18 protein-coding genes, 1 pseudogene and 1 riboswitch are annotated in these 21,324 nt (G+C 72.1%); of the genes and pseudogenes, 13 read left to right on the forward strand and 6 right to left on the reverse strand.

What is annotated here, in order from left to right; all coding sequences use genetic code 11:
- Window positions 1–147 precede the first annotated feature (147 nt).
- The 4 genes from AB0C35_RS36705 (at window position 148) to AB0C35_RS36720 (ending at window position 3,481) form a co-directional block, all read left to right on the forward strand.
- A complete protein-coding gene (locus tag AB0C35_RS36705; RefSeq protein ID WP_358466433.1) occupies window positions 148–717 on the forward strand; it encodes a sigma-70 family RNA polymerase sigma factor in 570 nt (189 codons plus the stop codon).
- Entirely contained in the window at window positions 714–1,991 is a 1,278-nt protein-coding gene (locus AB0C35_RS36710) for a VOC family protein (protein WP_358466435.1), read from the forward strand. The genes AB0C35_RS36705 and AB0C35_RS36710 overlap by 4 nt, the downstream gene beginning before the upstream one ends.
- A gap of 444 nt (window positions 1,992–2,435) precedes the next feature.
- Window positions 2,436–2,768 carry a hypothetical protein gene (locus AB0C35_RS36715; RefSeq protein ID WP_358466437.1) on the forward strand — a complete coding sequence of 111 codons (333 nt, stop codon included), beginning with the start codon at window positions 2,436–2,438 and terminating at the stop codon, window positions 2,766–2,768.
- Window positions 2,769–2,824: 56 nt separating this feature from the next.
- A complete protein-coding gene (locus AB0C35_RS36720; RefSeq protein WP_358466439.1) occupies window positions 2,825–3,481 on the forward strand; it encodes a hypothetical protein in 657 nt (218 codons plus the stop codon).
- Between the two features lie 133 nt (window positions 3,482–3,614).
- On the opposite strand, the pseudogene AB0C35_RS36725 reads toward AB0C35_RS36720, so the two are convergent.
- Window positions 3,615–3,830 (reverse strand): annotated as a pseudogene (locus tag AB0C35_RS36725) (transposase); the annotation flags it as partial.
- A 212-nt stretch (window positions 3,831–4,042) separates the two neighbouring features.
- Here AB0C35_RS36725 and AB0C35_RS36730 point away from each other — a divergent pair.
- Window positions 4,043–4,954, forward strand: coding sequence for an LLM class F420-dependent oxidoreductase (locus tag AB0C35_RS36730; RefSeq protein ID WP_358466441.1), 912 nt, complete (start codon window positions 4,043–4,045; stop codon window positions 4,952–4,954).
- On the opposite strand, the gene AB0C35_RS36735 is transcribed toward AB0C35_RS36730, so the two are convergent.
- The gene (locus AB0C35_RS36735) at window positions 4,932–5,318 is read right to left on the reverse strand and encodes a VOC family protein (RefSeq protein ID WP_358466443.1); all 387 of its coding nucleotides are present in this window, start codon (window positions 5,316–5,318) and stop codon (window positions 4,932–4,934) included. The two genes, AB0C35_RS36730 and AB0C35_RS36735, sit on opposite strands and share 23 nt — an antisense overlap.
- Window positions 5,315–5,965 (reverse strand): TetR/AcrR family transcriptional regulator, encoded by a 651-nt coding sequence (locus AB0C35_RS36740; RefSeq protein WP_358466445.1) that lies wholly within the window; start codon window positions 5,963–5,965, stop codon window positions 5,315–5,317. The genes AB0C35_RS36735 and AB0C35_RS36740 overlap by 4 nt, the downstream gene beginning before the upstream one ends.
- Before the next feature lie 82 nt (window positions 5,966–6,047).
- Window positions 6,048–6,170: riboswitch (cobalamin riboswitch) on the forward strand.
- A gap of 75 nt (window positions 6,171–6,245) precedes the next feature.
- On the opposite strand from AB0C35_RS36740, the gene AB0C35_RS36745 reads away from it, so the two are divergent.
- The 4 genes from AB0C35_RS36745 to AB0C35_RS36760 all read left to right on the forward strand — a co-directional run bounded on the left by AB0C35_RS36745 (window position 6,246) and on the right by AB0C35_RS36760 (window position 10,051).
- Window positions 6,246–7,166, forward strand: a complete 921-nt coding sequence (locus tag AB0C35_RS36745; RefSeq protein WP_358466447.1) for an ABC transporter substrate-binding protein — start codon at window positions 6,246–6,248, stop codon at window positions 7,164–7,166.
- 334 nt (window positions 7,167–7,500) lie between these two features.
- Complete coding sequence (locus AB0C35_RS36750; protein ID WP_358466540.1) at window positions 7,501–8,559, forward strand: iron ABC transporter permease; 1,059 nt, start codon at window positions 7,501–7,503, stop codon at window positions 8,557–8,559.
- The gene (locus AB0C35_RS36755) at window positions 8,556–9,326 is read left to right on the forward strand and encodes an ABC transporter ATP-binding protein (protein ID WP_358466449.1); all 771 of its coding nucleotides are present in this window, start codon (window positions 8,556–8,558) and stop codon (window positions 9,324–9,326) included. The genes AB0C35_RS36750 and AB0C35_RS36755 overlap by 4 nt, the downstream gene beginning before the upstream one ends.
- 2 nt (window positions 9,327–9,328) lie before the next feature.
- Window positions 9,329–10,051: an adenosylcobinamide amidohydrolase gene (locus AB0C35_RS36760; RefSeq protein ID WP_358466542.1), complete on the forward strand. Its 723-nt coding sequence runs from the start codon at window positions 9,329–9,331 to the stop codon at window positions 10,049–10,051.
- Between the two features lie 254 nt (window positions 10,052–10,305).
- Here AB0C35_RS36760 and AB0C35_RS36765 read toward each other — a convergent pair whose 3' ends face one another.
- Both AB0C35_RS36765 and AB0C35_RS36770 read right to left on the reverse strand, forming a co-directional pair.
- Window positions 10,306–11,733: a chromosome segregation ATPase gene (locus AB0C35_RS36765; RefSeq protein ID WP_358466451.1), complete on the reverse strand. Its 1,428-nt coding sequence runs from the start codon at window positions 11,731–11,733 to the stop codon at window positions 10,306–10,308.
- An 88-nt stretch (window positions 11,734–11,821) separates the two neighbouring features.
- Window positions 11,822–13,369 (reverse strand): AMP-binding protein, encoded by a 1,548-nt coding sequence (locus AB0C35_RS36770; protein ID WP_358466453.1) that lies wholly within the window; start codon window positions 13,367–13,369, stop codon window positions 11,822–11,824.
- Window positions 13,370–13,593: 224 nt separating this feature from the next.
- Between AB0C35_RS36770 and AB0C35_RS36775 the strand changes: the two genes are divergently transcribed.
- A complete protein-coding gene (locus AB0C35_RS36775; RefSeq protein ID WP_358466455.1) occupies window positions 13,594–15,684 on the forward strand; it encodes a hypothetical protein in 2,091 nt (696 codons plus the stop codon).
- A gap of 11 nt (window positions 15,685–15,695) precedes the next feature.
- Window positions 15,696–17,063, forward strand: a complete 1,368-nt coding sequence (locus AB0C35_RS36780) for an extracellular solute-binding protein (protein WP_358466457.1) — start codon at window positions 15,696–15,698, stop codon at window positions 17,061–17,063.
- Here the strand turns inward: AB0C35_RS36780 and AB0C35_RS36785 are convergent.
- A complete protein-coding gene (locus AB0C35_RS36785; RefSeq protein ID WP_358466459.1) occupies window positions 17,060–17,686 on the reverse strand; it encodes a TetR/AcrR family transcriptional regulator in 627 nt (208 codons plus the stop codon). The two genes, AB0C35_RS36780 and AB0C35_RS36785, sit on opposite strands and share 4 nt — an antisense overlap.
- 78 nt (window positions 17,687–17,764) lie before the next feature.
- On the opposite strand from AB0C35_RS36785, the gene AB0C35_RS36790 reads away from it, so the two are divergent.
- The gene (locus AB0C35_RS36790) at window positions 17,765–19,378 is read left to right on the forward strand and encodes a carboxyl transferase domain-containing protein (RefSeq protein WP_358466461.1); all 1,614 of its coding nucleotides are present in this window, start codon (window positions 17,765–17,767) and stop codon (window positions 19,376–19,378) included.
- Between the two features lie 8 nt (window positions 19,379–19,386).
- The gene (locus tag AB0C35_RS36795; protein ID WP_358466463.1) at window positions 19,387–21,324 is read left to right on the forward strand and encodes a biotin carboxylase N-terminal domain-containing protein; all 1,938 of its coding nucleotides are present in this window, start codon (window positions 19,387–19,389) and stop codon (window positions 21,322–21,324) included.

A 21,324-nucleotide genomic window follows, 5' to 3' on the forward strand; every position in this document is an offset into this window, starting at 1 on the left:
GATCAGCCGGTGGCTCCCGTCGATGTGTCCGGACGTACCACCTTCGCGGCCAGGGAAAACACCCACGGACATCAAGATCATCAATGATTCTCGAAAATTCTCGGCCCTGACCCGTCGGAGAAGCGGCCCGTCGAACGATGGAGGGTTATGAGCCATCCGGGGCAACTTCAGCCCGACCCGGGGGCGGCGCTGCTCGATCTCTATGACTCGGCGCTTCCCGAGGTCTACGGCTACCTGCTGTCCCGGTGCGGCCGACGTGCGCTGGCCGAGGACCTCACGGCCGAGACCTTTCTGGCCGCGGTCGAGGCGGTGCGCAAGAGACCCCCTCCCGACCTGTCCGTCGCCTGGCTCGTCGGAGTGGCCCGGCACAAACTGGCCGACCACTGGCGGCAGGTGGCGCGAGAGGAACGCGGCCTCCAGGTCCTGGACGGCGGCGCACAGGACGCCACCGAAGACCCATGGGACGAACGTGTGGACGCCCTTCTCGCCCGTGAAGTCCTCGGCACCCTGGGCGCACACCACCGGGCCGCCCTGACACTCCGCTATCTGGATGAGCTGCCCGTCACCCAGGTCGCCGAACACCTCGGCCGCACGCACCAGGCCACCGAGGCGTTGCTGGTAAGGGCGAGGTCCGCCTTCCGGCACGCCTACGCCGATCACTGTTCACCGGGGGAAACGGATCCCCGGACACCGCGGCAGAAAGGAGGGCCACGATGACTGATCCGCTGGAGGCTCTCCACGCACCGGTCGTCCCGGTCGAGCCGGACCCGGCCTTCGCGGCGCGGCTGCGCGAACGCATGCGGCGCGCGCTGCTGCAACCCACAGGAGAAACCATGGCCACCACCACTGTCCAAAAAGCGCCTGCCCAGGTTGGCACGCTCACCCCGTACATCTGCGTCGACGACGGACAGCACGCCCTGCGCTGGTACGCCGAGGCGTTCGGCGCGGAGGTCCGCGGCGAACCGATCATGATGGAGGACGGACGCGTCGGCCACGCGGAACTGGCGCTGGGCGACTCCGTTCTCATGCTCGCCGACGAATGGCCCGAACTGGGGCTCCTCGGTCCCAAGGCGCGCGGCGGCCCCAGCCAGTCGCTGTACCTGAAGGTCCCCGACGTCGACGTGGTCTTCTCCCGCGCCGTCGAGCTCGGCGCCGCTCCGGAACGTGCCGTGGCCGACTACCCGTACGGCCGCAACGGTGTCGTCACGGACCCGTTCGGACACCGCTGGATGATCACGACACCGCCCGCACCCGCACGGCTGCGCGAGGGCGATGTCGGATACGCCTCGATATGGGTCCCTGACGTCGAACGCGCCGCGGCCTTCTACGGAACCGTCCTCGGCTGGCACTCGGTTCCCGGAAGCAGCTCGTCCGCCCGCCAGATCGAGGGGCTGCCCGGCCAGCACATCGGCATGTTCGGCGGTCAGGAGCACCGCACCGCCTACCTGGCCTTCGCCGTCGAGGACATCCACGAGACCGTCGACCGGATCCGCGACGCGGGCGGCCGGGCCGACGAGCCGACCGAAGAACCGTACGGCCTGTCCGCCATGTGCGCGGACGACCAGGGCATGAGCTTCTCGATCTACCAGCCCCCGGAGAGGACCAGCCCCGTCGAACGCAGACTCGCGGAGACCACCGGCGTCACCCCCCATCACGGCGAGATCTCCTACCTCACCATCGGTGTCCCCGACATCGCCCGTGCACGCTCCTTCTACGGCGCCGTTCTGGGCTGGGAGTTCACCCCGGGCCACACTCCCGGCGGCTGGAGCGTCCAACTCGGCGGCACCGAGGTGCAGCCCATGACCGGAATGCACGGCGGCACGGACCGTCCCGTCGTGGTCCCGATGTACGCCGTCGACGACATCGGCTCCGCCGTCACCCGGGTCCGCGAAGCCGGCGGCACCGCAACCGAGCCTGCGCAGCAGCCCTACGGCCTCACCGCGGAATGCACGGACGACCAAGGAAGCCGCTTCTACCTGGGCCAGCACTGACCCCCACCGCCGCAACCGTGAGGAGCGGTCCCACACGAGCAGCGGTCCTTCGTCAATGGCCCCATTCCGGCGGTCCGAGCGACCCGTGCCACGTAAGCGGGGTTCAAGCGGGCCGTCCGACGGAGTCTGGCGCGTAGGGGAGGTTCAGGGACACCAGGAGGTCTCGGTCCGCGGAAACGTCACAGCTCGGTCGTTCACCGGACCCGCACGCCCCGACTGGTTCCATCGCTACTGCTCCAAGCCCCGATCCCGCTCATCGGTGGCCCACACCACCACCAGGTCAGACCCGCGGTGCGACCAGCAGGCCAGGCCTTCTCCCACGCGCTGCAACGGGTTCCGACAAGTACGCCCTTGGATGGGCTGAACGGAGAGGGCACGGGGTAAGTAGTCGATCGTGGCTGGAGGACTGGTTGATCGACGGGCTCGGGCGTCGGGTTGGCTGGTATGGGTAGCGGAAACCGTGCGCTTCGGGTGAAGGCACGCGGGAGCAGCCGCAATGCGGAAGATCGCGCCGCCACGTTGGCCGACGGTCCCGTGCTCGGCGTACCGCGCGCTGAGCACAAGCGTGAGACCGAGGAGTACGCGCGTCAGGCGATGGTGTCCTCGGCACAAGCCCATGACCGGGCCGCGATGATGCTGGAGCGGATGGCCATCGCACACCCTGAGGAGGCCGATTTGCATCTGCAGTCGGCCACCCGCCACCGCATGTGGGCCGATAACGACCGGAAACTCGCGGAAGAGTATGGCCCCCGTGGCGGCGACCCGGACCGCTCCTGACAGGCCTGTCCGCGTTGCAGGGTGAGGCGGGGGGCAAGTCAAGCGGAGGATGGAAGATGACCGTCGATCGGGAAACTTTGGAAACGGCTCGGCGTTCGTTGCACGGGGTTGCGGAACTCGTGCTGGCCGGGCCGCAGTACAGGCAGAACGGAACGATACGGCTGAGGGTCACGGACGGCGGATTCGGAACCGTCCAGGAGCCGGCGCTGCGTGTGAACGGGACAGAGCTCGTGGCGGGTGACCGAGAGATCCCGATGACCGGTGCCACCTGCAGGGAACTCGCTGCGGCGGCGGGCATCGAGGCGGGAGCCGCTGAGGGCCTCTACAAAGACGGGAGCGGTGTCGGCCTGGACGACGTCCTCGGCGTTGACGCGGCGGCCGCGCAGTACATCGAGGAAGTCTTCGGTCAAGGCCTTGAAGCGCTGACAAGGTTCGCACCGGAAACCACGTCGGTGCTGTGGCCGGAGCATTTTGATCTGGGTGTAAGCCTCGACGAGGTCAATTACGGGGTGTCCGCGGGGGACGCTTTCCTGGACGAGCCGTACGCGTACGTCGGGCCGTGGGAGCCGCGTCAGGGATCATTCTGGAACACCTCTTTCGGGGCGGCGCGTCCGGCACGCCTGCTGACGAGTGCCACAGCGATGCTCGACTTCTTCATTGAGGCAAGAGACCGAGCCGCCCACGACCGAGTGCGCCCCCTTGAACATCCCTGACCGCCTGTGGCACGCGCGACCGCGTGCGGCACCACCGACCACCCGAAAAGCCCACGCCCAGGTTCGACACCACCGCGACCACCCGAAACGCCCACAACCAGGTGCGCACCACCGACCACCCGAAGCGCCCACGCCCCGGCTCGGTGGTCACGGTCTTGGACCGGTGCCCGTTACGGACATTCCCGCCACCATCGCCCGTCCGTGCGTGGCGGTCGCGGCCCAGGTGGTCGGTGATCTCACCCTCCAGCGCCGACTCCAGCACCCGCTTGGTCAGCTGCTGCAGCAGCCCGCCCTCTCCGGTCAACTCCAGACCCTGCTCACGGGCCTGGGCCACCAGCCGGCCGACCAGCTCCTGGTCGACTCCGGCCGTCTCCGTGGTCGGGTTGTCGGACTCGGCCACCGCGGCCTCCATGCTCGCTTCGGTTGTCATATGTCACTCCTTGATCAGGAATTACACCGAAAACCGAAGAACGCCGGGGTGGGTTCACGTGTGCGTGGCGTTTCGGGAGGGTTGAAATGGGTGTGTAAGGATCGGGTGAAACGGTGACTTGGGAGGTCGTTGTGCGTCTTGGTGTTCTGCTGGTCGAACGAGGCGGGGCGGATGCGCTCGGCAAGCTGACGGAGGAGGTGCGGCGCGCTGCGGACGACGGTTTCTCCTCGGCGTGGATGTCGCAGATATTCGGGGTGGACGCGCAGTCCGCGCTGGCGGTGGCCGGAAGCGGGGTGCCGGGCATCGAGCTGGGGACCGCGGTGGTGCCGACGTATCCGCGGCATCCGGCCGTGATGGCGCAGCAGGCGAGGACGACCGCGCTGGCGCTTCAGGGGCGGTTCACGCTGGGCATCGGGCTGTCGCACAAGATCGTCATCGAGGACATGTACGGGTACGACTTCGGTCGGCCGCTGCGCCACATGGACGAGTACCTGTCGGTTCTGTTGCCCTTGCTGGCCGGGGAGAACGCGTCGTTCAAGGGTGAGACCGTGCAGGGCAACGTCGGGCTGAGCGTCCCGAACGAGGGGCGGGTGCCCGTGCTCCTCGCGGCGCTGGGGCCCAAGATGCTCAAGCTGGCGGCGGAGCGGACGGACGGGACGGTGCTGTGGATGACCGGTCCCGTCACCATCCGCGAGCACATCGCGCCGACCATCACGACGGCGGCCAAGGCGGCGGGGCGGCCGGAGCCACGGATTGTGTGCGTCCTGCCTGTGTGCGTCACTGACGATCCCGAGCGCGCGCGGGAGCAGGCGGGCGAGACGTTCGAGATGTACGGGATGTTGCCGTCCTACAGGGCGATGATGGACCGCGAAGGGGTGGACGGCCCTGCGGACTTGGCCGTTGTCGGGGACGAGGACACGGTCGCGGCGAAACTGGAGGCGTTGTCCGAGGCGGGCGCGACCGATTTCGTCGCCGCGGAGTTCGTGCCGGGAGAGAGCCGCGGGCGGACCAGGGAGTTCCTCAAGTCCTACATGGCGAGATGAGTTCGTAGAGGTTGCCGCTGGCGTCGGAGAAGTAGACCCCGCGGCCGCCGTGCGGATGGGCGTGGTCGATTCGTCCGTTGTCGGCGTGGGCGGGTCCGTCGCCGTAGGGGATCTCGCGGGCGTCCATGCGTTCGACGGCCGTGTCGAAGGTGACGGCGTCGACGTCGAAGGCGAGATGGTGGCCCTGCGGGTGTGCGACGGTCAGGAAGTCGAGGGTGAGCGCCTCGTTCACCCGGATCGGGACGAAATGCCGCGCGTGCGGGTGCGGGCCGGTGTACTCCAGGCCCATGACGGCGGCGAAGAAGCGGGCGGCCTCGTCGTTGTCGGCGGCCGTCACGACGGTGTGGTCGAGCGTGATCGTCACTCGGTGGTTCCTTCCTTGAGGGCGCCGTGCAGGAAGACGTCCAGGTAAACCTCTGCGGGCGGCGGCGTCGCGGGCCCGGCGGGGGGACGGGACCGCGCGAAGACCAGGGCCATGAACAGGTCCGCCAGCTGATCGGCGGGCAGGCGCAGCCGGTCGCGTTCGGGCTCGAACAGCGCGGCCAGCGCGTCGCGGGTCTGGTTCATCGCGATGTCGCGGTCCACGTCGGCGTCGGCGGGTCCGCCGCCGGGGTGGGGGGCGCGCCCGTCGCGGACGGGTGGGCGCCGGCCTGGACGGCCGGTGGCGTGGAGGGCGCCGATGACCGTGCCCATGCGGGCGAGGTAGGCCTCGATCGCGTCGCTCGCCTCGGCCAGGCGGGCGGTCAGCGGCCGGTCCAGCGGGATCGCCGCGATCTCGTCCAGGACGTGGTCGGCGCGCAGCGCCTCGGTGACGCACGCGTCCAGCAGTTCGTCCTTGCCGGTGAACACGCGGAAGATCGTCGCTTCGCCGATGCCCGCGGCACGGGCGATCTGGCCGGTGGTGACGGCCGCGCCGTGTTCGGCGACCAGCGGCAACGCGGTGCGGATGATCATTTCGCGGCGTTCCCGCGGGGTCATTCCCGGGGCGCGGCGGCGGCTCTTGTCGGGCACATCCGCCACGGTACGGAGTGAGTGGTCACTCCGTCAAGATCGGAGTGTGTGCTCACTCCGATGAGGGGACAGGTCCGGATTCGGCGCCTGATACCGTTGCGATGCTGCGCGTCTGGAGCGAAGTCCGGTGTGAATCCGGCGCTGTCCCGCAACTGTGGTGCCCCTCTCGAAGTGGCCGAGCCAGGTCGCCTCCTCGCGCGCCGACGATTCTCGACCTCGTGGAAGGGCGATCCGTCATGGATGAGCGGGCCGCGGCTTCCCTGGACCCCAGGAGGCTCCTGTGAGACCCGTACGTACTTTCGGCGCGATGATGGCGATCGTCGCCGTCACGTTCACGGCCGGATGCGGCGGCGACGGCAAGACCGGCGATGCGGCGTCAGGCCCGAAGGCCGCCGTCACCGTCCAGGCCGCCAACGGCGCGGTGACCGTCCCGGCCAGGCCCGAGCGGATCGTGTCGCTCTCCCCCACTCACACCGAGACGCTCTTCGCCATCGGCGCGGGACCGCAGGTGGTGGCCGTGGACGACTACTCCAACCACCCGCCGAACGCGCCCCAGACGAAGCTGTCGGGGTTCAAGCCGAACGCCGAGGCGGTCATCGCGTACAAGCCCGACCTCGTCGTCGTGTCCGACGACCTGAACGGCATCGTCAAGGCGCTGGAGAAGGTCAAGATCCCCGTCCTGCTGGAGCCCGCGCCGACCAAGCTGGACGAGGCCTACGACGAGATCAACGACCTCGGGCTGGCCACCGGCCATGCAGCCGAGGCCAAGAAGCTCACCGACGACATGCGGGCGAGGATCCAGCAGACGGTCGCCGCGTCCTCCAAGGCGAAGGGCCTCAGCTACTACCACGAGCTCGACAACCAGCTGCACTCCGTGACGTCCAGGACGTTCGTCGGCCAGGTGTACGGGCTGTTCGGCCTCCGCAACATCGCCGACGGGGCGGACAAGGCCAGCGGCGAGTACCCGCAGCTGTCGCGCGAGTACCTCCTCAAGCAGGACCCCGACCTGATCTTCCTGGCCGACACCAAGTGCTGCGGCCAGAACGCCGCGACGCTCGCCGAGCGCCCCGGCTGGTCGGACCTGGACGCGGTCAAGCACAAGGGCGTGGTCGAACTCGACGACGACATCGCCTCCCGCTGGGGCCCCCGCCTGCCCGAGTTCGTCAAGGCGATCGGTGACGCGGTGCAGAAGGTCCAGTGATCACTGTCCTGATGGACGCCCGCCCATGAGCGCCCAGTCCCGCCGGGGCCACCGGTCCCCGGACGTCCCGGCCGACGTGCACGACCCGGCCGGGACGTCCCCGGACGTCAAGGGGGACGCACAGGACGTCGCCGGGACGTCCGGAGACGTCCGGCCCGCGTGCGAGGGCGGACCCGCCGCCCCGTCGGTGGCGGACGCAGACGAGCATGAGCCCGCCTCCCATGAGCGTCGCGGACGCCCAGCGTCAGCGGACGCGGATGGGCACGGCGGCATGGGCGAACGTCACGGGCGTCCAACGGAATCGGGCTCGGGTCTCCGGCGAGGGTGGGGCGTGATGCTGCGGAAGCCGTTGCCGGAGCCGGCGGGGCAGGCCAAGTTGCGGCCGCTGTCGCTCGGGCTGGCGATCCTGCTGCTGGCCGGGACTCTCCTGGCCGGGGTGCTGGTGGGGGCGGCGGGGCTGCCCGTCGGCGGGGTGCTGCTGGCGCTGGCCGACCGGGTCCCGTTCGTGCACATCGACTCTGGGCTCAGTGTCATCGACGAGAACGTCCTGTTCGAGTTGCGGGTGCCGAGGGCGCTGATGGCGGCGCTGGTCGGCGGGATGCTCGCCATGGCGGGCGCCGGCTATCAGGGCGTGTTCCGCAATCCGCTCGCCGATCCGTATCTGCTTGGCGCCGCGGCGGGCGCCGGGGTCGGCGCGACGATGGTGATCGTGCTGCTGCCGGGCGACCCGGGGTACGCGGTGCCGCTCGCCGCGTTCGCGGGCGCGATCGGCGGCGTGTTCATGGCGTACGCGCTGGGCAACACGGCGGGACGCGGGAACGGCGCCGCGACGCTGGTGCTGGCCGGAGTCGCGGTGTCGTCGTTCCTGGCGGCGATCCAGACGTTCCTGCAGCAGCTGAAGGCGGAGGAGCTGCAGCGGATCTTCTCCTGGCTGCTCGGCGGGGTCGGGGCGGCCGACTGGAACCAGCTCGCGCTGATCGCCCCGTACTCCCTGGTGTCGACGGTGATCCTGCTCGCGCACGGCCGGCTGCTGGACGTGCTGAGCGTCGGGGACGAGGAGGCGGCGTCGCTCGGCCTGTCCGCGGCGCGGGTGCGGCTGACGGTGCTGGTCGCGGCGTCGCTGGCGACGGCGTGCGCGGTCGCGGTGAGCGGGCTGATCGGGTTCGTCGGGATCGTGGTGCCGCATGTGGTGCGGCGGCTGGCGGGCGGCTCGTACCGGATCGTGCTGCCGCTGTCGCTGCTGGGCGGCGCGGCGTTCCTGGAGGTGGCGGACCTGGTGGCGCGGACGGTGATCGAGCCGGGAGAGATTCCGCTCGGGGTGGTGACGGCGTTCGTCGGCGGGCCGTTCTTCGTCGCGGTGCTGCGCGCGAGCCGCAGGCAGGTGGACACGTGACGGTTCTGGTGCGGGGCCTGGACGTGGCGCTGGGCGGACGGCCCGTCCTGAAGGGCGTGTCGCTGGACGTCCCGGCCGGGTCGTGGACGGCGATCATCGGGCCGAACGGGGCGGGGAAGTCGACGCTGCTGCGCGCGGTCCTGGGGCTGGTGCCGTCGCACGGCGAGATCACCGTGGCGGGCGTGGACCTGGGGACGCTGAAGCCGAGACAGCGGGCCCGGTTGATCGCCTATGCGCCGCAGAGCCCGAACCTTCCGGTGGGGATGACGGTGTTCGACTACACGCTCCTCGGAAGGTCGCCGTACATCCCGCACCTGGGCCGGGAGAGCGCGCGGGACCGGTCCATCACCGCGGAGGTCCTCGACCGGCTGGACCTCACCGCCTTCGCGACCCGTCCGCTGGACCATCTTTCCGGCGGTGAGCGGCAGCGGGTGGTGCTGGCGCGGGCGCTGGCGCAGCAGACGCCGGTGCTGCTGCTGGACGAGCCGACCACGGCGCTCGACATCGGCCACCAGCAGCAGGTGATGGAGCTGGTCGACCAGTTGCGGCTGTCGGACGAGCTGACCGTGGTGACGACGATCCACGATCTGACGCTGGCGGGGCAGTACGCCGACGGCCTGGTCCTCATCTCCGGCGGACGGGTCGCCGCCGCCGGAGAACCCGCACGGGTCCTCACCCGTTCCGCCGTCGAGGCGCACTTCGACGCGCGGGTGCACGTCACCACCGGCCCCGGCGGCCGGCCGATCCTGTCGTTGGAGCGTCCTTGAGAATCGAGACGGTGTGGCGTGAGGAGGACGGGGCGCGCCTCGCCTCGACCGTGTGGCGGGCGGGACCCGGGCACCGGATGATCTCGTCCGCGATGCTGGGCGGCGGGATCGGCCCCGCCGGGTGGGTACTGAACGCGCAGGTCGCGGGCGGCTACTCGCGCACCGACCCGGTCGTCCACCTGAAGGAGCTCGCCGGGTCGTACGGCCTGGACGGGCCGGGTGTCGGGATGCTCACCGCCGCGTCGGTGTCCCGCACCATGCGGCGGGACGACGGGGGCGTGAGCGTCTCGGCGACGGTGGGGCTGCGGGTCCCGACGTGGGCCGCCTCTCCCGCCGGGACGCCCGATCCCGAACTCGCCCCGATCCGCCTGGACGGGGCCTCCCCGCCCGCGTGGACCCCGGGGACAGTGAACATCGTCGTCGCCGTGCCCGTCCCGTTGAGCGACGCGGCGCTGGTGAACGCGGTCGTCACCGTGACCGAGGCCAAGACCCAGGCGCTCCTCGAAGCGGGATATCCGTGCACGGGCACCGCGTCCGACGCCGTCTGCGTCGCGGCGGCGGGCGGCGGAGCGGCGGAGCCGTTCGCGGGCCCCCGCTCCACGTGGGGCGCCAGGATCGCCCGCGCCGTGCACGCCGCCGTCCATGCCGGCGCCCTCGACTACACCGCCTACCTGGAGACCCGGAACCCGAACGGGGACCGGCCGAGTACAGCCGGCGGCTCCTGACACCGGCCACCGGCCAGGCGGTCTCCCCACAAGCACCCGCTCGACCGGAACAGACCGGCACGACAGGCGTCCGCCCGACGACACACACCGGCCATACGAACCGCGGGTCCGACGAACACCGGTCCAACGAGAACGGGGCTGGACGAGCACCGGCCGCCGTACCACCCCGGTGCGATACGGCGGCCGGTCAGGGCCAGTGCAGTGTGGGGAAGGGCCTCACCTCCTCGCGGTGCGTCGATCGGCCGGCGTGACGGTCAGCCGGCGTGGGGAAGGCGATGTCCGTTGTGGTGCCCGTTGTGCTGTCCGTTGCGCTTCAGGGGGTCGGTGGCGAGCGGGTCGCCGCCGTCCAGGGACGATCCGTTCACCTGCGGCACGGGATGCAGCCCGGTCGGCGGTTCCCGGTCGACGATCGGGCGGGGGCCGCCGTCGCGGCGTCCGTCTGCGAGGCCGGTGAGGGCGTCGACCCGGCGGCGGGCGCGTTCGGCCTCGGCGCGGGCCGCGTCGCGTTCGGCGGTCAGCGCCTTCACCGCGGCGCGCAGTTCCTCGGCGGTGCGCGACAGCTGCCAGTTGTGCTGTTCGAACTCGCGTGCCCGCGCCTGGATCTGGTCGCGGTCGGCGACAGCCTGGCCGCGTTTGGCCTCGGCGTCGCGGACGGCGGAACGCAGATCCTCGGCGGCGCGTTTGGCCGCGTCGGCCTCGACGCGCTGGCCTTCGACGAGGGTCTCGGCCTCCGACAGCCGCCCGTGCAGGGAGACGAGTTCGGCGCGGGCGCTCTCCAGCGAGGCGAGCAGCTCACCCTCGCGGGAGGCGACGCGGTCGCGTTCGCGTTCGGCGGCGAGCCGGGCGGCGACCGCACCGTCGGCCTCGTCCCTGGCCTCCCGGCATTCCCGCCTGGCGGCGTCGCGTTCGGCGGTGAGGCGTTCGAGCCGGGTGCGGGTGGACGCGGCCTCCTGCTCGGCGGCGTCGGCGCGGGCGCGGGCGGTGGCGGTCTCCCGCCACGCGACCTCGGCCTGCTGCTGGGACGCGTCACGTTCCCGCTGCGCGATCGCGATGTGCCCGGCCGCGTCCGCGTGGGCGTCGGCGACCCGCCGTTCGACGCCGGCGACGCTCAGTTCGGACATCAGGGAGCCGGCGAGCCGGTCGGCGGCGCCCTCCAGCCGCTCGACCATCTCCCACGCCCAGGCGACCTGCCCGGTGAGTCCGGGGGACTGCTTGCCCCGTTCGCGGTTCTCCCGCGCGGACCGCTCGCATCCCCCGTCGTCGTCAGGGCAGTAGCGGACGGTGCGGGCGCCGCGCACCGGCTGCGGCACGGGCCGTCCGCAGCCGGCGCACGGCCAGACCGCGACCGGGTCGCCGAGGCGTGCGATCCCGGCGCGGTGGTCATCGTCGTCGGGGGTCCGGCCGGCGCCGGCGAACGGCTGAGCGTCGGGGGTGTTCGCCGGAACGGGCTCGCCGGAACGGCCTGTGCGGGACGCGGGGGCCTTGCCCACCGCGCCCGCCGCGCCCGCTGCACGCTCCGCACCGGACGCGAGGTCCCCGCGGGAGTCCGCGCGGGAAGCGGAGTCCGCGGAGGCGGCGGCCTCGGTGTAGGCGGCGGGGTCGGTGACGACGGGAAGGTCGGTCTTCGTCGGGGCGGGGGTCGGGGCGACGTCGTCGAGCGGGGCGACCTTCTGGTCTTTCATGTGCCGTTGTACGCAGGAGGCCCCGGAGGCGTTCGACGTTCACGGCAACGACTTCGGACGTGTCGTCCCGGTGTCCCCCCGGAGCCGTTCAGCCCGCGCGTTCCCCCAGGTAGTCCTCCCGTACGCGGCGCCGGCTGAGTTTGCCGGACGGGGTGCGCGGCAGCGACTCGCGGAACTCGATGCGGCGCGGATGCTTCAGTTTCGCCAGCCGTGGCCCGCAGTGCGCGAGGAGGTCCGCGGCCAGGTCGACGCCGGCGGCGGCGTCCTCGGCGGGTTCGACGAGGGCGACCGCGATCTGCCCCCAGTCGTCGTCCGGGACGCCGATGACGGCGACGTCGCCGACCGCCGGGTGCTGCAGCAGGGCGTTCTCGATCTCGGCCGGGTAGATGTTCACGCCGCCGGAGATGATGAGGTCGGTGCGGCGGTCGCTCATGTAGAGCCAGCCGTCCTCGTCGAGGTGGCCGAGGTCGCCGGGCGTGTAGAGGTCGCCGCGCATGGCCGACGCGGTCTTCTCCGGGTCGTCGTGGTACTCGAACCCGGGCTGGCCGCCGGCGTAGATGAGGCCCGTCTCCCCCGGCGGCAGTTCGGCGCCCTCCGGGTCGAGGATCTTGATCTGGACGCCGTCGACCGCGCGCCCGACCGTGCCGGGGTGCGCGAGCCACTGCTCAGGGGTGGCGACGACGACGGGGCCGCTCTCGGTGGAGCCGTAGTACTCGTAGAGGACGGGCCCCCACCAGTCCATCATCCGCTGCTTGGTCTCTACGGGGATGGGCGCGGCGCTGTGGTACACCTGCCGCAGCGTCGACAGGTCGTAGCGGGCCCGGACGTCGTCGGGCAGCGCGAGCATGCGGTGGAACATCGTCGGCACCATGAACGAGTTCGTGACGCCGTGCCGCTGGATGAGCTCAAGCGTGTGCTCGGGCCGGAAGTGCGGGACGACCACGATGGCGTGGCCGAGGTTGAGCGACATCAGCGCGTGCACGCACGGCGCGGAGTGGTAGAGCGGGCCGATGGCGAGGTGGACCTCGTCGCCCGGTTCGAGGCCGAGATGGCGCATCAGCGTCTGCCGCATGAGGTCGAGCACCATCTCCGGCGGGATGTCGAACAGCGGCCGCTGGACGCCCTTCGGCCGGCCCGTCGTCCCGGACGTGTAGAGCATGATCGAGCCCATCTGCCGCTTTCCGGGCGGATCGGCGCTGCCCGTGGCGCACAGCCCGGCCATCGAGCCGTAGCCCTCGGCGGGGTCGACGCTCACCCGTCCTTCGGCGGGGATGCCCGCCTCGTCGGCCGCACCCGCCACCACGTCGGCGAACGCGTTCTCGGTCACGACGGCCTTGGCGCCGCTGTCGGCCAGGATGTATCCCACCTCGGGCGCGGTCAGGTGACGGCTCACCGGGACGAGATAAAGGCCGGACTGCATTGTGGCGAGCAGGACGGTGAGGAATTCGCGCCGGTTGCCGAGCACGGTCGCCAGTGAATCGCCGGGACCCAGCCCGAGACCGCCCAGCGCGTTCGAGAGGCGATTCACCTCGGCGTGCAGTTCGCCGTAGGACACCGGTTCGCCGGGGGCCAGCATGGCCGGGCGGTCCGGGTGGTTCTGTGCGATCTCGTAGAAGCCGATGCCCTCGACGCCCATGCGGCGCTCCTCTGTCCGGAATCAGATGGCCGGATGACCCTTGGTACATCTGATCCATTGCTCGATGGCGACGTCAAGAACACGGCCGGTCCGCATGCGGGGGCGGGGCGAATCGGCCGATCCAGGTCAGCGGTTTTCCTGACCTTGTACATTCGCGGAAATATCATGGGGGCTCGGATTCCGGAGAGCCGGCTGGTCGGGAGCGACGCGGCGATGGGACCTGCATGACTGATTCCGGCGGCGGGGGAAGCGGCGGGGGGAAGGGGACGGCGCCGTGGCCGCTGGCGCTCATCCCCGGCGTGTCGTCCGGCGTCATCGTCACCGTGGCGATGAAGTACGTCTACGCGTTCGCATGGTTGAGGACGCTGGTCACGGCCGCCGTGACGCTGCTGGCCATCGTCCTGCTGGGCTGGCTCGTCACCCGGCCGCCGGTGATCGACGCGGTGAGGCGGATCTCCGGGAGCCTGCCGAAGAAGGGTGTGACGGTCGTCGCGGGGGGCGCCGCCGGAGCCTCGCTCATGGCGCTGGTCCTGCTCGCGGGCAGCGGCGTCCAGTGGCTGGCGGAGCGCACCGGCCCGTGTGAGCAGCCGCTGGAGCTGCGGGTCCTGACGACCCCCGAGACGCTCACGCCGCTGCGCGCCGCGGCGGCCGAGTTCGAGAACGACAGCGAGGACCGCGGCTGCCGCCAGTACAGCGTCATCGTCGTCCCGCAGGCGGGGCCCGTCACGCTGTACGACGGGTTCAGGCTGCTGTGGCGGCGCAGCGCACCCGCCGACGCGCGCCACGCGGACGGCGAGGAGCTGTTCGGCCCGCAGCCCGACATCTGGATCCCGGCGTCGACGGCGGAGTACGACTTCATCCCGAAGGACCCCGGCCGGGCCGCCTCGGTCGGGCGGGCGGCGGGCACGGCGGCGGGCACCACGGCGGGCGCGGACGGCACGGTCGACCCGAGGTTCCGGCACCGCGGTTCGCTCGGGTCGTCTCCGCTGGTGCTGGCGCTGTTCACCGGCGCCCACGAGTCCGTCGCCGACCCGATCGCGGCGCCGATCGCACCGAGCACGGCCGACCTGCTGAACCGCGTCGAGGACGCGGGCGTGCGGCTGCGCGCGATCGCCCGTCCCGTCCCGGAGACGTCGTCGGCGGCGCTGGCCGTCACGCCCGCGCTGTACGACGCGCGGCCCGGCGGCGACGCGGAGGACGAGCGGTTCGCCGAGCCCGCCGACCTGGTCGCGCCGGACGCGGTGTCGCTGCTGTGCCGGTTCCGGGAACGCGCCGCCGCGCGCCCCCCGGACGACATCGCGGTCGCCGTCCCCGAGCAGGTGCTGCACGACTACGACATGGGACGGCCGCTCGGCGACCGCTGCGGTGCCGTCGACCCCGGCGCCGCCCCGTACGCGGAATGGCGCCTGCACCCCTACTACGCGACGGACCTGCCGACGCTCGACTACCCGTTCATCCAGGTGCGGTGGCGCGGGCAGGACACCAGGGAGCGGGACGCGGCCGTCACCGCGTTCCGCCGCTGGCTGGACGGCCACCCCCTCACCCTGCAGGGCTTCCGGGACGACCGTGGAGTCGTCCCTCCCGGACGCGAGGGCGACACCCGGCACTTCTACCTGTCGCGGCTCCAGGGCATGGTGGGCAACCGCGTGATGCCGCCGGCCGTCGGAGTGACGCCGCCGGAGGACGTGCAGGAGACGCTCGACCGCATCGGGGCGGCGCGTCCGAGGATCTCGGTGTCGCTGATGTTGGACGTGTCCGGGTCGATGGGCGGTGCGGCCCGGGCGCGCGGCGGCGCGCGCCTCGCCCGCGGCGCGTCGTTCCTGCGGAGCCTCGTGTCGCAGCTGCAGAGCAACGACCGCGCCGGCCTTCAGGTGTCGTCGTCGACGGCTTCGCCGGGCGACCCCGACACGTTCGGGAACGTTCCCCAGGACGCGGCGTCCCCCGACCACAAGAACGCGATCACGAGCCGCCTGCAGGCGGTCGCGTCCGACGGGGCCGACCGGCCGCTCATCGACGCGATCGCCGCGGCCGACCTCGGGCCGGGCCGTCCGAACCTCATCCTCGTCACCGACGGGCAGAGCCCCGCGACCAATCCCCGCCTCGCCTCACGGGCCGGGTGGCTGTCGGGTGAGTTCCGCGAGCGGCATCCCGACCTGCGGCTGACCATCGTGCTGACGGGCCCGGCGACCTGCGGGTCCTCGCCCGTCGAGGAGATCGTGGACGCGCTCGCCCCCGGGGACGGCGCGGATTGCGTGACGCTGACCGGCGCTCCCGAAGCGGAGCAGGCCGCCGAACTGCTGTCGGACCTGAGATGACGGAGGATTCGATGAGCACTGGAGGGCGGCGATCGCTGCCGGGCGGCCGGGCGGCGTGGATCAGCGCCCTGTGCGGCGCGGTGCTGATCCTGCTCGCCTGGCTGGGCATCGTGGTGCTGTGGCCGGACTCCTCGTATCCGTCGATGACCGCCGACTGCGAGCGCAAAGAGCTGTTCGTCGTCGGCGGCACGGACGTCAGCCTGAAGAACCAGCGCCGGGCGCTGATCCGGCAGTGGAACGGGGGACAGTACGCGGACGGCCGCCCGCACCCGCACGCCACGCTCGTGGAGGTGTCAGAGTCCACCGACCTGCAGCACAGCCAGATCAAGGCCGTCGTGGAGTCGGGAGGCTGCGCCTACGACGTCCTCATCATGGACAACACGTGGACGGCGCAGTTCGCCGACGCCGGCTATCTGCGCCCCCTCGAAGGCGTCGACGGCCGGGACGACTTCTTCCCCGCCGCCCTGCGGACGGGCGAATGGGACGGCGAGCAGTACGCCGTCCCGTTCAACGTGGACGTCGGTCTCCTCTACCACCACGAGGGCGTGACGCCGCCGGAGGCGTGGCCGGGGCTGCTGGCCTCCGGCATCGCGATGCAGCTGTCCGACTACGAGGGCCTGACCGTCAACGCGCTGGAGGCGGTGTGGAACGACGGCGGCGCCGGCCTGCTCACCGGCGAGGATCCTCCGAGCACGGCGGAACTGCGGGACGAGGTGTATCCGGCGCTCGCCCGGCTCGCCCCGCACGTGCGGGACTCGCTGGCCGCGTCGCGGCGGTACGGGGAGCGGGAGAGCATCGAGGCGTTCGCGTCCGGGACCCGGCTGATGCGCAACTGGCCCTACGTCTTCTCGGCGCTCGCGTCGGAGCCGCGGATGCGGGACGGCGACCGGCTGCGGTTCGGGGTGACGGCGCTGCCCGGCCGCACCGTCCTCGGCGGGCAGAACCTCGCGGTGTCCGCGCACTCCCCCAATCCCGGGCCCGCCGCCGATCTCGTGGAGTTCCTGAGCGGGACGCGGAGCCAGCGCCTCCTGTTCTCGTGCGGCGGCTTCGCGCCCGGACGGTACTCGGCGCTCGGGCTGACGCCGGAGCGCGACTCCCCCGCCGATGTGCGGGTCCGGACGTGCTCGTCCCTCACCGGGGAGACGCCGGGCCCCGGTGAGGCCGAGCTGCCCGGCCGCGAGCAGCTCACCCAACTGGGACGTGCGGTGGTGACCGCGCTCGGCCGCGCGGAGCCCCGCCCGGTGACGCCGCACTACAGCACGTTCTCCAGCACGTTCCGCGGCTGCGTCCAGAAGATCTTCGACCGGGCCGGGACGGACGCCGAGACGTTCGCCGAGGCCGTCGAGGACTCCCTGGACGGCCGCGCGGCCTCCTGCTAGGCGGCGCCGTCGAGCCGGGCTGCGCCGTCGAAGGCGGAGCGGGCCATGGTGTGCAGGAGGTCGCCCATCGCGTCGCGGCCGAGGCCGGTGGCGCTGCGCGGCGTCGAGTTGAGCAGGCCGAAGCAGGCGTGGACGGCCGCGCGGGTCCGGTCGTCCGGCAGGCCGGGGCTCAGGCGGCGCAGGACGGCGACCCATTCCTCCAAGTAGGCGCGCTGGAGGCGGCGGATCCGGTGGCGCTGCGGCTCGGGGACGTTGTCGAGTTCCCGTTCGTGGACGGTGATCAGCGCGGGGTTGTCGAGGGCGAACGCGATGTGCCAGCGCAGCAGCGCGTCCAGGGCGCGGCCCGGGTCGGGTTCGGCGGCGCGGCGGACGCCCTCGGCGAGCAGGCGTTCGCTGATGTCGAGGAGCATCTCGGCGAGGACGGCCTCCTTGCCGCTGAAGTGCCGGTACAGGGCGGGGCCGGTGAGCCCGACGGCCCGTCCGAGGTCGCCGATGGACGCCCCGTGGTAGCCGCGGCGCGCGAACAGTTCGGCCGCGGCGCCGAGGATCTCGGCCCGGCGCGGGTTGGGCGGGCCTGCCGGGGAATCGGGCCCGGGGGCCGCCTCGGCGGGGTGCGACGTCATGACGTCCAGTCTAGACTAGAGTTGTTAATGACGATTAACATCGGCATTGTTAACGTTCGTTAACCGGGAAGGGGGGTCATGAGCGGACCCGAGATCGGCTCCCGGGCCGACGTGGCGGGCGAGGCGTTCAAGGCGAGCGCGGCGCACAACGAGGCCCTCGTCGCGGAACTGCGCGACCACGTCGACCGGGCCGGGCGCGGCGGGCCCGAGCGGGCCCGCGAGCGGCATGTCGCGCGCGGCAAGCTGCTCCCCCGCGACCGGGTCGACACGCTCCTCGACCCCGGCTCGCCCTTCCTGGAACTGTCGCCGCTGGCCGCCACCGGGATGTACGGGGACGAGGCGCCCGGCGCCGGGATCATCACCGGGGTCGGGCGGATCTCCGGCCGCGAATGCGTCGTCGTCGCCAACGACGCCACCGTCAAGGGCGGCACCTACTACCCCGTCACGGTGAAGAAGCATCTGCGCGCCCAGGAGGTGGCGCTGCACAACCGCCTTCCCTGCGTGTACCTGGTCGACTCCGGCGGCGCGTTCCTGCCGCACCAGGACGAGGTGTTCCCCGACCGCGAGCACTTCGGCCGCATCTTCTACAACCAGGCCACGATGTCGGGGCGGGGGATCCCGCAGATCGCGGCGGTGATGGGCTCGTGCACGGCGGGCGGTGCGTACGTCCCGGCGATGAGCGACGAGGCCGTCATCGTCCGGAACCAGGGAACGATCTTCCTGGGCGGGCCGCCGCTGGTGAAGGCCGCCACCGGCGAGGTCGTCACGGCCGAGGAGCTGGGCGGCGGCGAACTGCACTCCCGCACCTCCGGCGTCACCGACCATCTCGCCGAGGACGACGCGCACGCGCTGCGGACCGTCCGCGACATCGTCGCCACGCTGGGGCCGCGCGAGCCGCGTCCGTGGGACGTCGTGCCGTCCGAGGAGCCTGCCGTGGACCCGTCGGAGCTGTACGGGGTCGTCCCGCCCGACCCGCGCACCCCCTACGACGTGCGCGAGGTCATCGCCCGGATCGTGGACGGCAGCCGCTTCCAGGAGTTCAAGAAGGAGTACGGGCCCACGCTCGTCACCGGGTTCGCCCGCATCCACGGGCATCCGGTGGGGATCGTCGCCAACAACGGCATCCTGTTCAGCGAGTCGGCGCAGAAGGGCGCGCACTTCATCGAACTGTGCGACCGGCGCAGCGTCCCCCTGGTGTTCCTGCAGAACATCACCGGGTTCATGGTCGGGCGCGAATACGAGGCGGGCGGCATCGCCAAGCACGGCGCCAAGATGGTCACCGCCGTCGCCTGCGCCCGCGTCCCGAAGTTCACCGTCGTCATCGGCGGGTCGTTCGGCGCCGGGAACTACGCGATGTGCGGCCGGGCGTACTCACCGCGCTTCCTGTGGATGTGGCCGAACGCCCGGATCTCGGTGATGGGCGGCGAGCAGGCCGCGAGCGTGCTCGCGACCGTCCGCCGGGACCAGATGGAGGCGCGCGGCGAGGAGTGGCCCGCGCGGGACGAGGAAGACTTCAAGGCGCCGATCCGCGAGCAGTACGAGGCCCAGGGCAATCCGTACTACTCGACGGCGCGGCTGTGGGACGACGGGGTGATCGACCCGCTCGACACCCGGCGCGTGCTGGGGCTCGGGCTGTCGGTCGCGGCCAACGCACCGCTGGAGCCGGTCGGCTACGGCGTCTTCCGGATGTGAGGGTGTTGATGTTCGACAGCGTCCTGGTCGCCAACCGCGGGGAGATCGCCGTCCGCGTGTTCCGCACGCTGCGGCGGCTCGGCGTCCGCTCGGTGGCCGTCCACACCGACGCCGACGCCCGGTCGCGTCATGTGCGGGAGGCCGACGAGTCCCTGCGGATCCCGTCGTATCTGGACATCGAGGCCGTCATCTCGGCGGCCCGCGGCTCCGGCGCGGCGGCCGTCCACCCGGGGTACGGGTTCCTCGCGGAGAACACGGCGTTCGCGCGGGCGTGCGGCGAGGCGGGGCTGGTGTTCATCGGCCCGCCGGCCGGGGCGATCGAGGCGATGGGCGACAAGATCCGCGCGAAGCGGACCGTCGCGGCCGCCGGTGTCCCCGTCGTTCCCGGAAGGGACGAGCCGGGCCTCTCGGACGCCGAACTGAAGGCCGCCGCGCTGGAGATCGGCCTGCCGGTGCTGCTGAAGCCGTCCGCGGGCGGCGGCGGCAAGGGCATGCGGCTCGTCCGGGACGCGGCGGAGCTGCCGGAGGCCATCGCGTCCGCCCGCCGCGAGGCGCGCGGCTCGTTCGGCGACGACACGCTGCTCGCCGAGCGGTTCGTCGACAACCCCCGGCACATCGAGATCCAGGTCTTCGCCGACGGTCACGGGAACGCCGTCCACCTGGGCGAACGCGAATGCAGCCTGCAACGCCGGCACCAGAAGATCGTCGAGGAGGCGCCGTCCCCGCTGCTGGACGACGCCGCCCGGGAGCGGATGGGCGCCGCGGCCGTCGCCGCCGCCCAGGCCGTCGGCTACGTGGGCGCCGGGACGGTCGAGTACATCGTCCCTGCGGACCGCCCGGACGAGTTCTTCTTCATGGAGATGAACACCCGCCTCCAGGTGGAGCACCCGGTCACCGAACTGGTCACGGGCCTCGACCTGGTCGAACTCCAACTCCGGGTGGCGGCGGGCGAGCCGCTGCCGCTCACCCAGGACGACGTCCGCCTCGACGGCCACTCGATCGAGGCCCGCGTCTACGCCGAGGACCCGGCACGCGGGTTCCTCCCCACCGGCGGCCGCGTCCTCGCCCTGACCGAACCCGCCGGCGCCCGCGTCGACTCCGGTCTCGACGCCGGCACCGAGGTCGGCGGCGCCTACGACCCGATGCTCGCCAAGGTCATCGTCCACGGCTCCGACCGCGCCGAGGCCCTGCACCGCCTCGACCGCGCGCTCGCCTCGTACACGCTGCTGGGCGTCCCGACGAACGTCGCGTTCCTGCGTTCGCTGCTCCGCCACCCGTCCGTCGTGTCGGGCGACCTCGACACGGGCCTGGTCGAACGCGATCTGGACGGCCTGGTCTCCGGAGCCTCCGTCCCGCCCGAGGTGTTCGCCGCCGCCGCGCTCGAACGGATGCGCGCGCTCGAATCCGGCGGCGACCCGTGGGAGATCCCCGACGGCTGGCGTCCCGGCGCCCACGCCTGGACGCCGTGGATCATCACCCCGTCCGGCGGCGCCCCGGTGGAGGTCCGCGTCCAGGGCCGCGCCGCGTCGGCCCGCGTCGCCATCGGCGACGACCCCCCGGTCACGGCCTCGCTCGGCGACCCGTTCACACTGTCCTACGCTGGAAGGACGACCTCGTTCGAGGCCGCCCGCGACGGGCACACGCTGTGGCTCGGCCGCGGCGGGCACGCGTGGGCGCTGAGCGAGCACGTCCGCGCCGAGGCGGGCATCGCGTCCGCCGCCGCCGGCGACGGGGTGCTGCGCAGCCCGATGCCGGGCACGGTCCTGGCCGTCAAGGCGGCCGAGGGCGACCGGGTGGCGGAGGGGCAGCCGCTCGTGGTCGTCGAGGCGATGAAGATGGAGCACACCGTCACCGCGCCGCTCGCCGGCGTCGTGGCGAAACTGCCGGTCCGCGCGGGCGCGCAGGTCGCGCTCGACGCGGTCCTGGCCGTGATCGAGGAGGCATGA

The organism is Spirillospora sp. NPDC048819, from assembly GCF_040650055.1.
Lineage (GTDB): Bacteria > Actinomycetota > Actinomycetes > Streptosporangiales > Streptosporangiaceae > Spirillospora.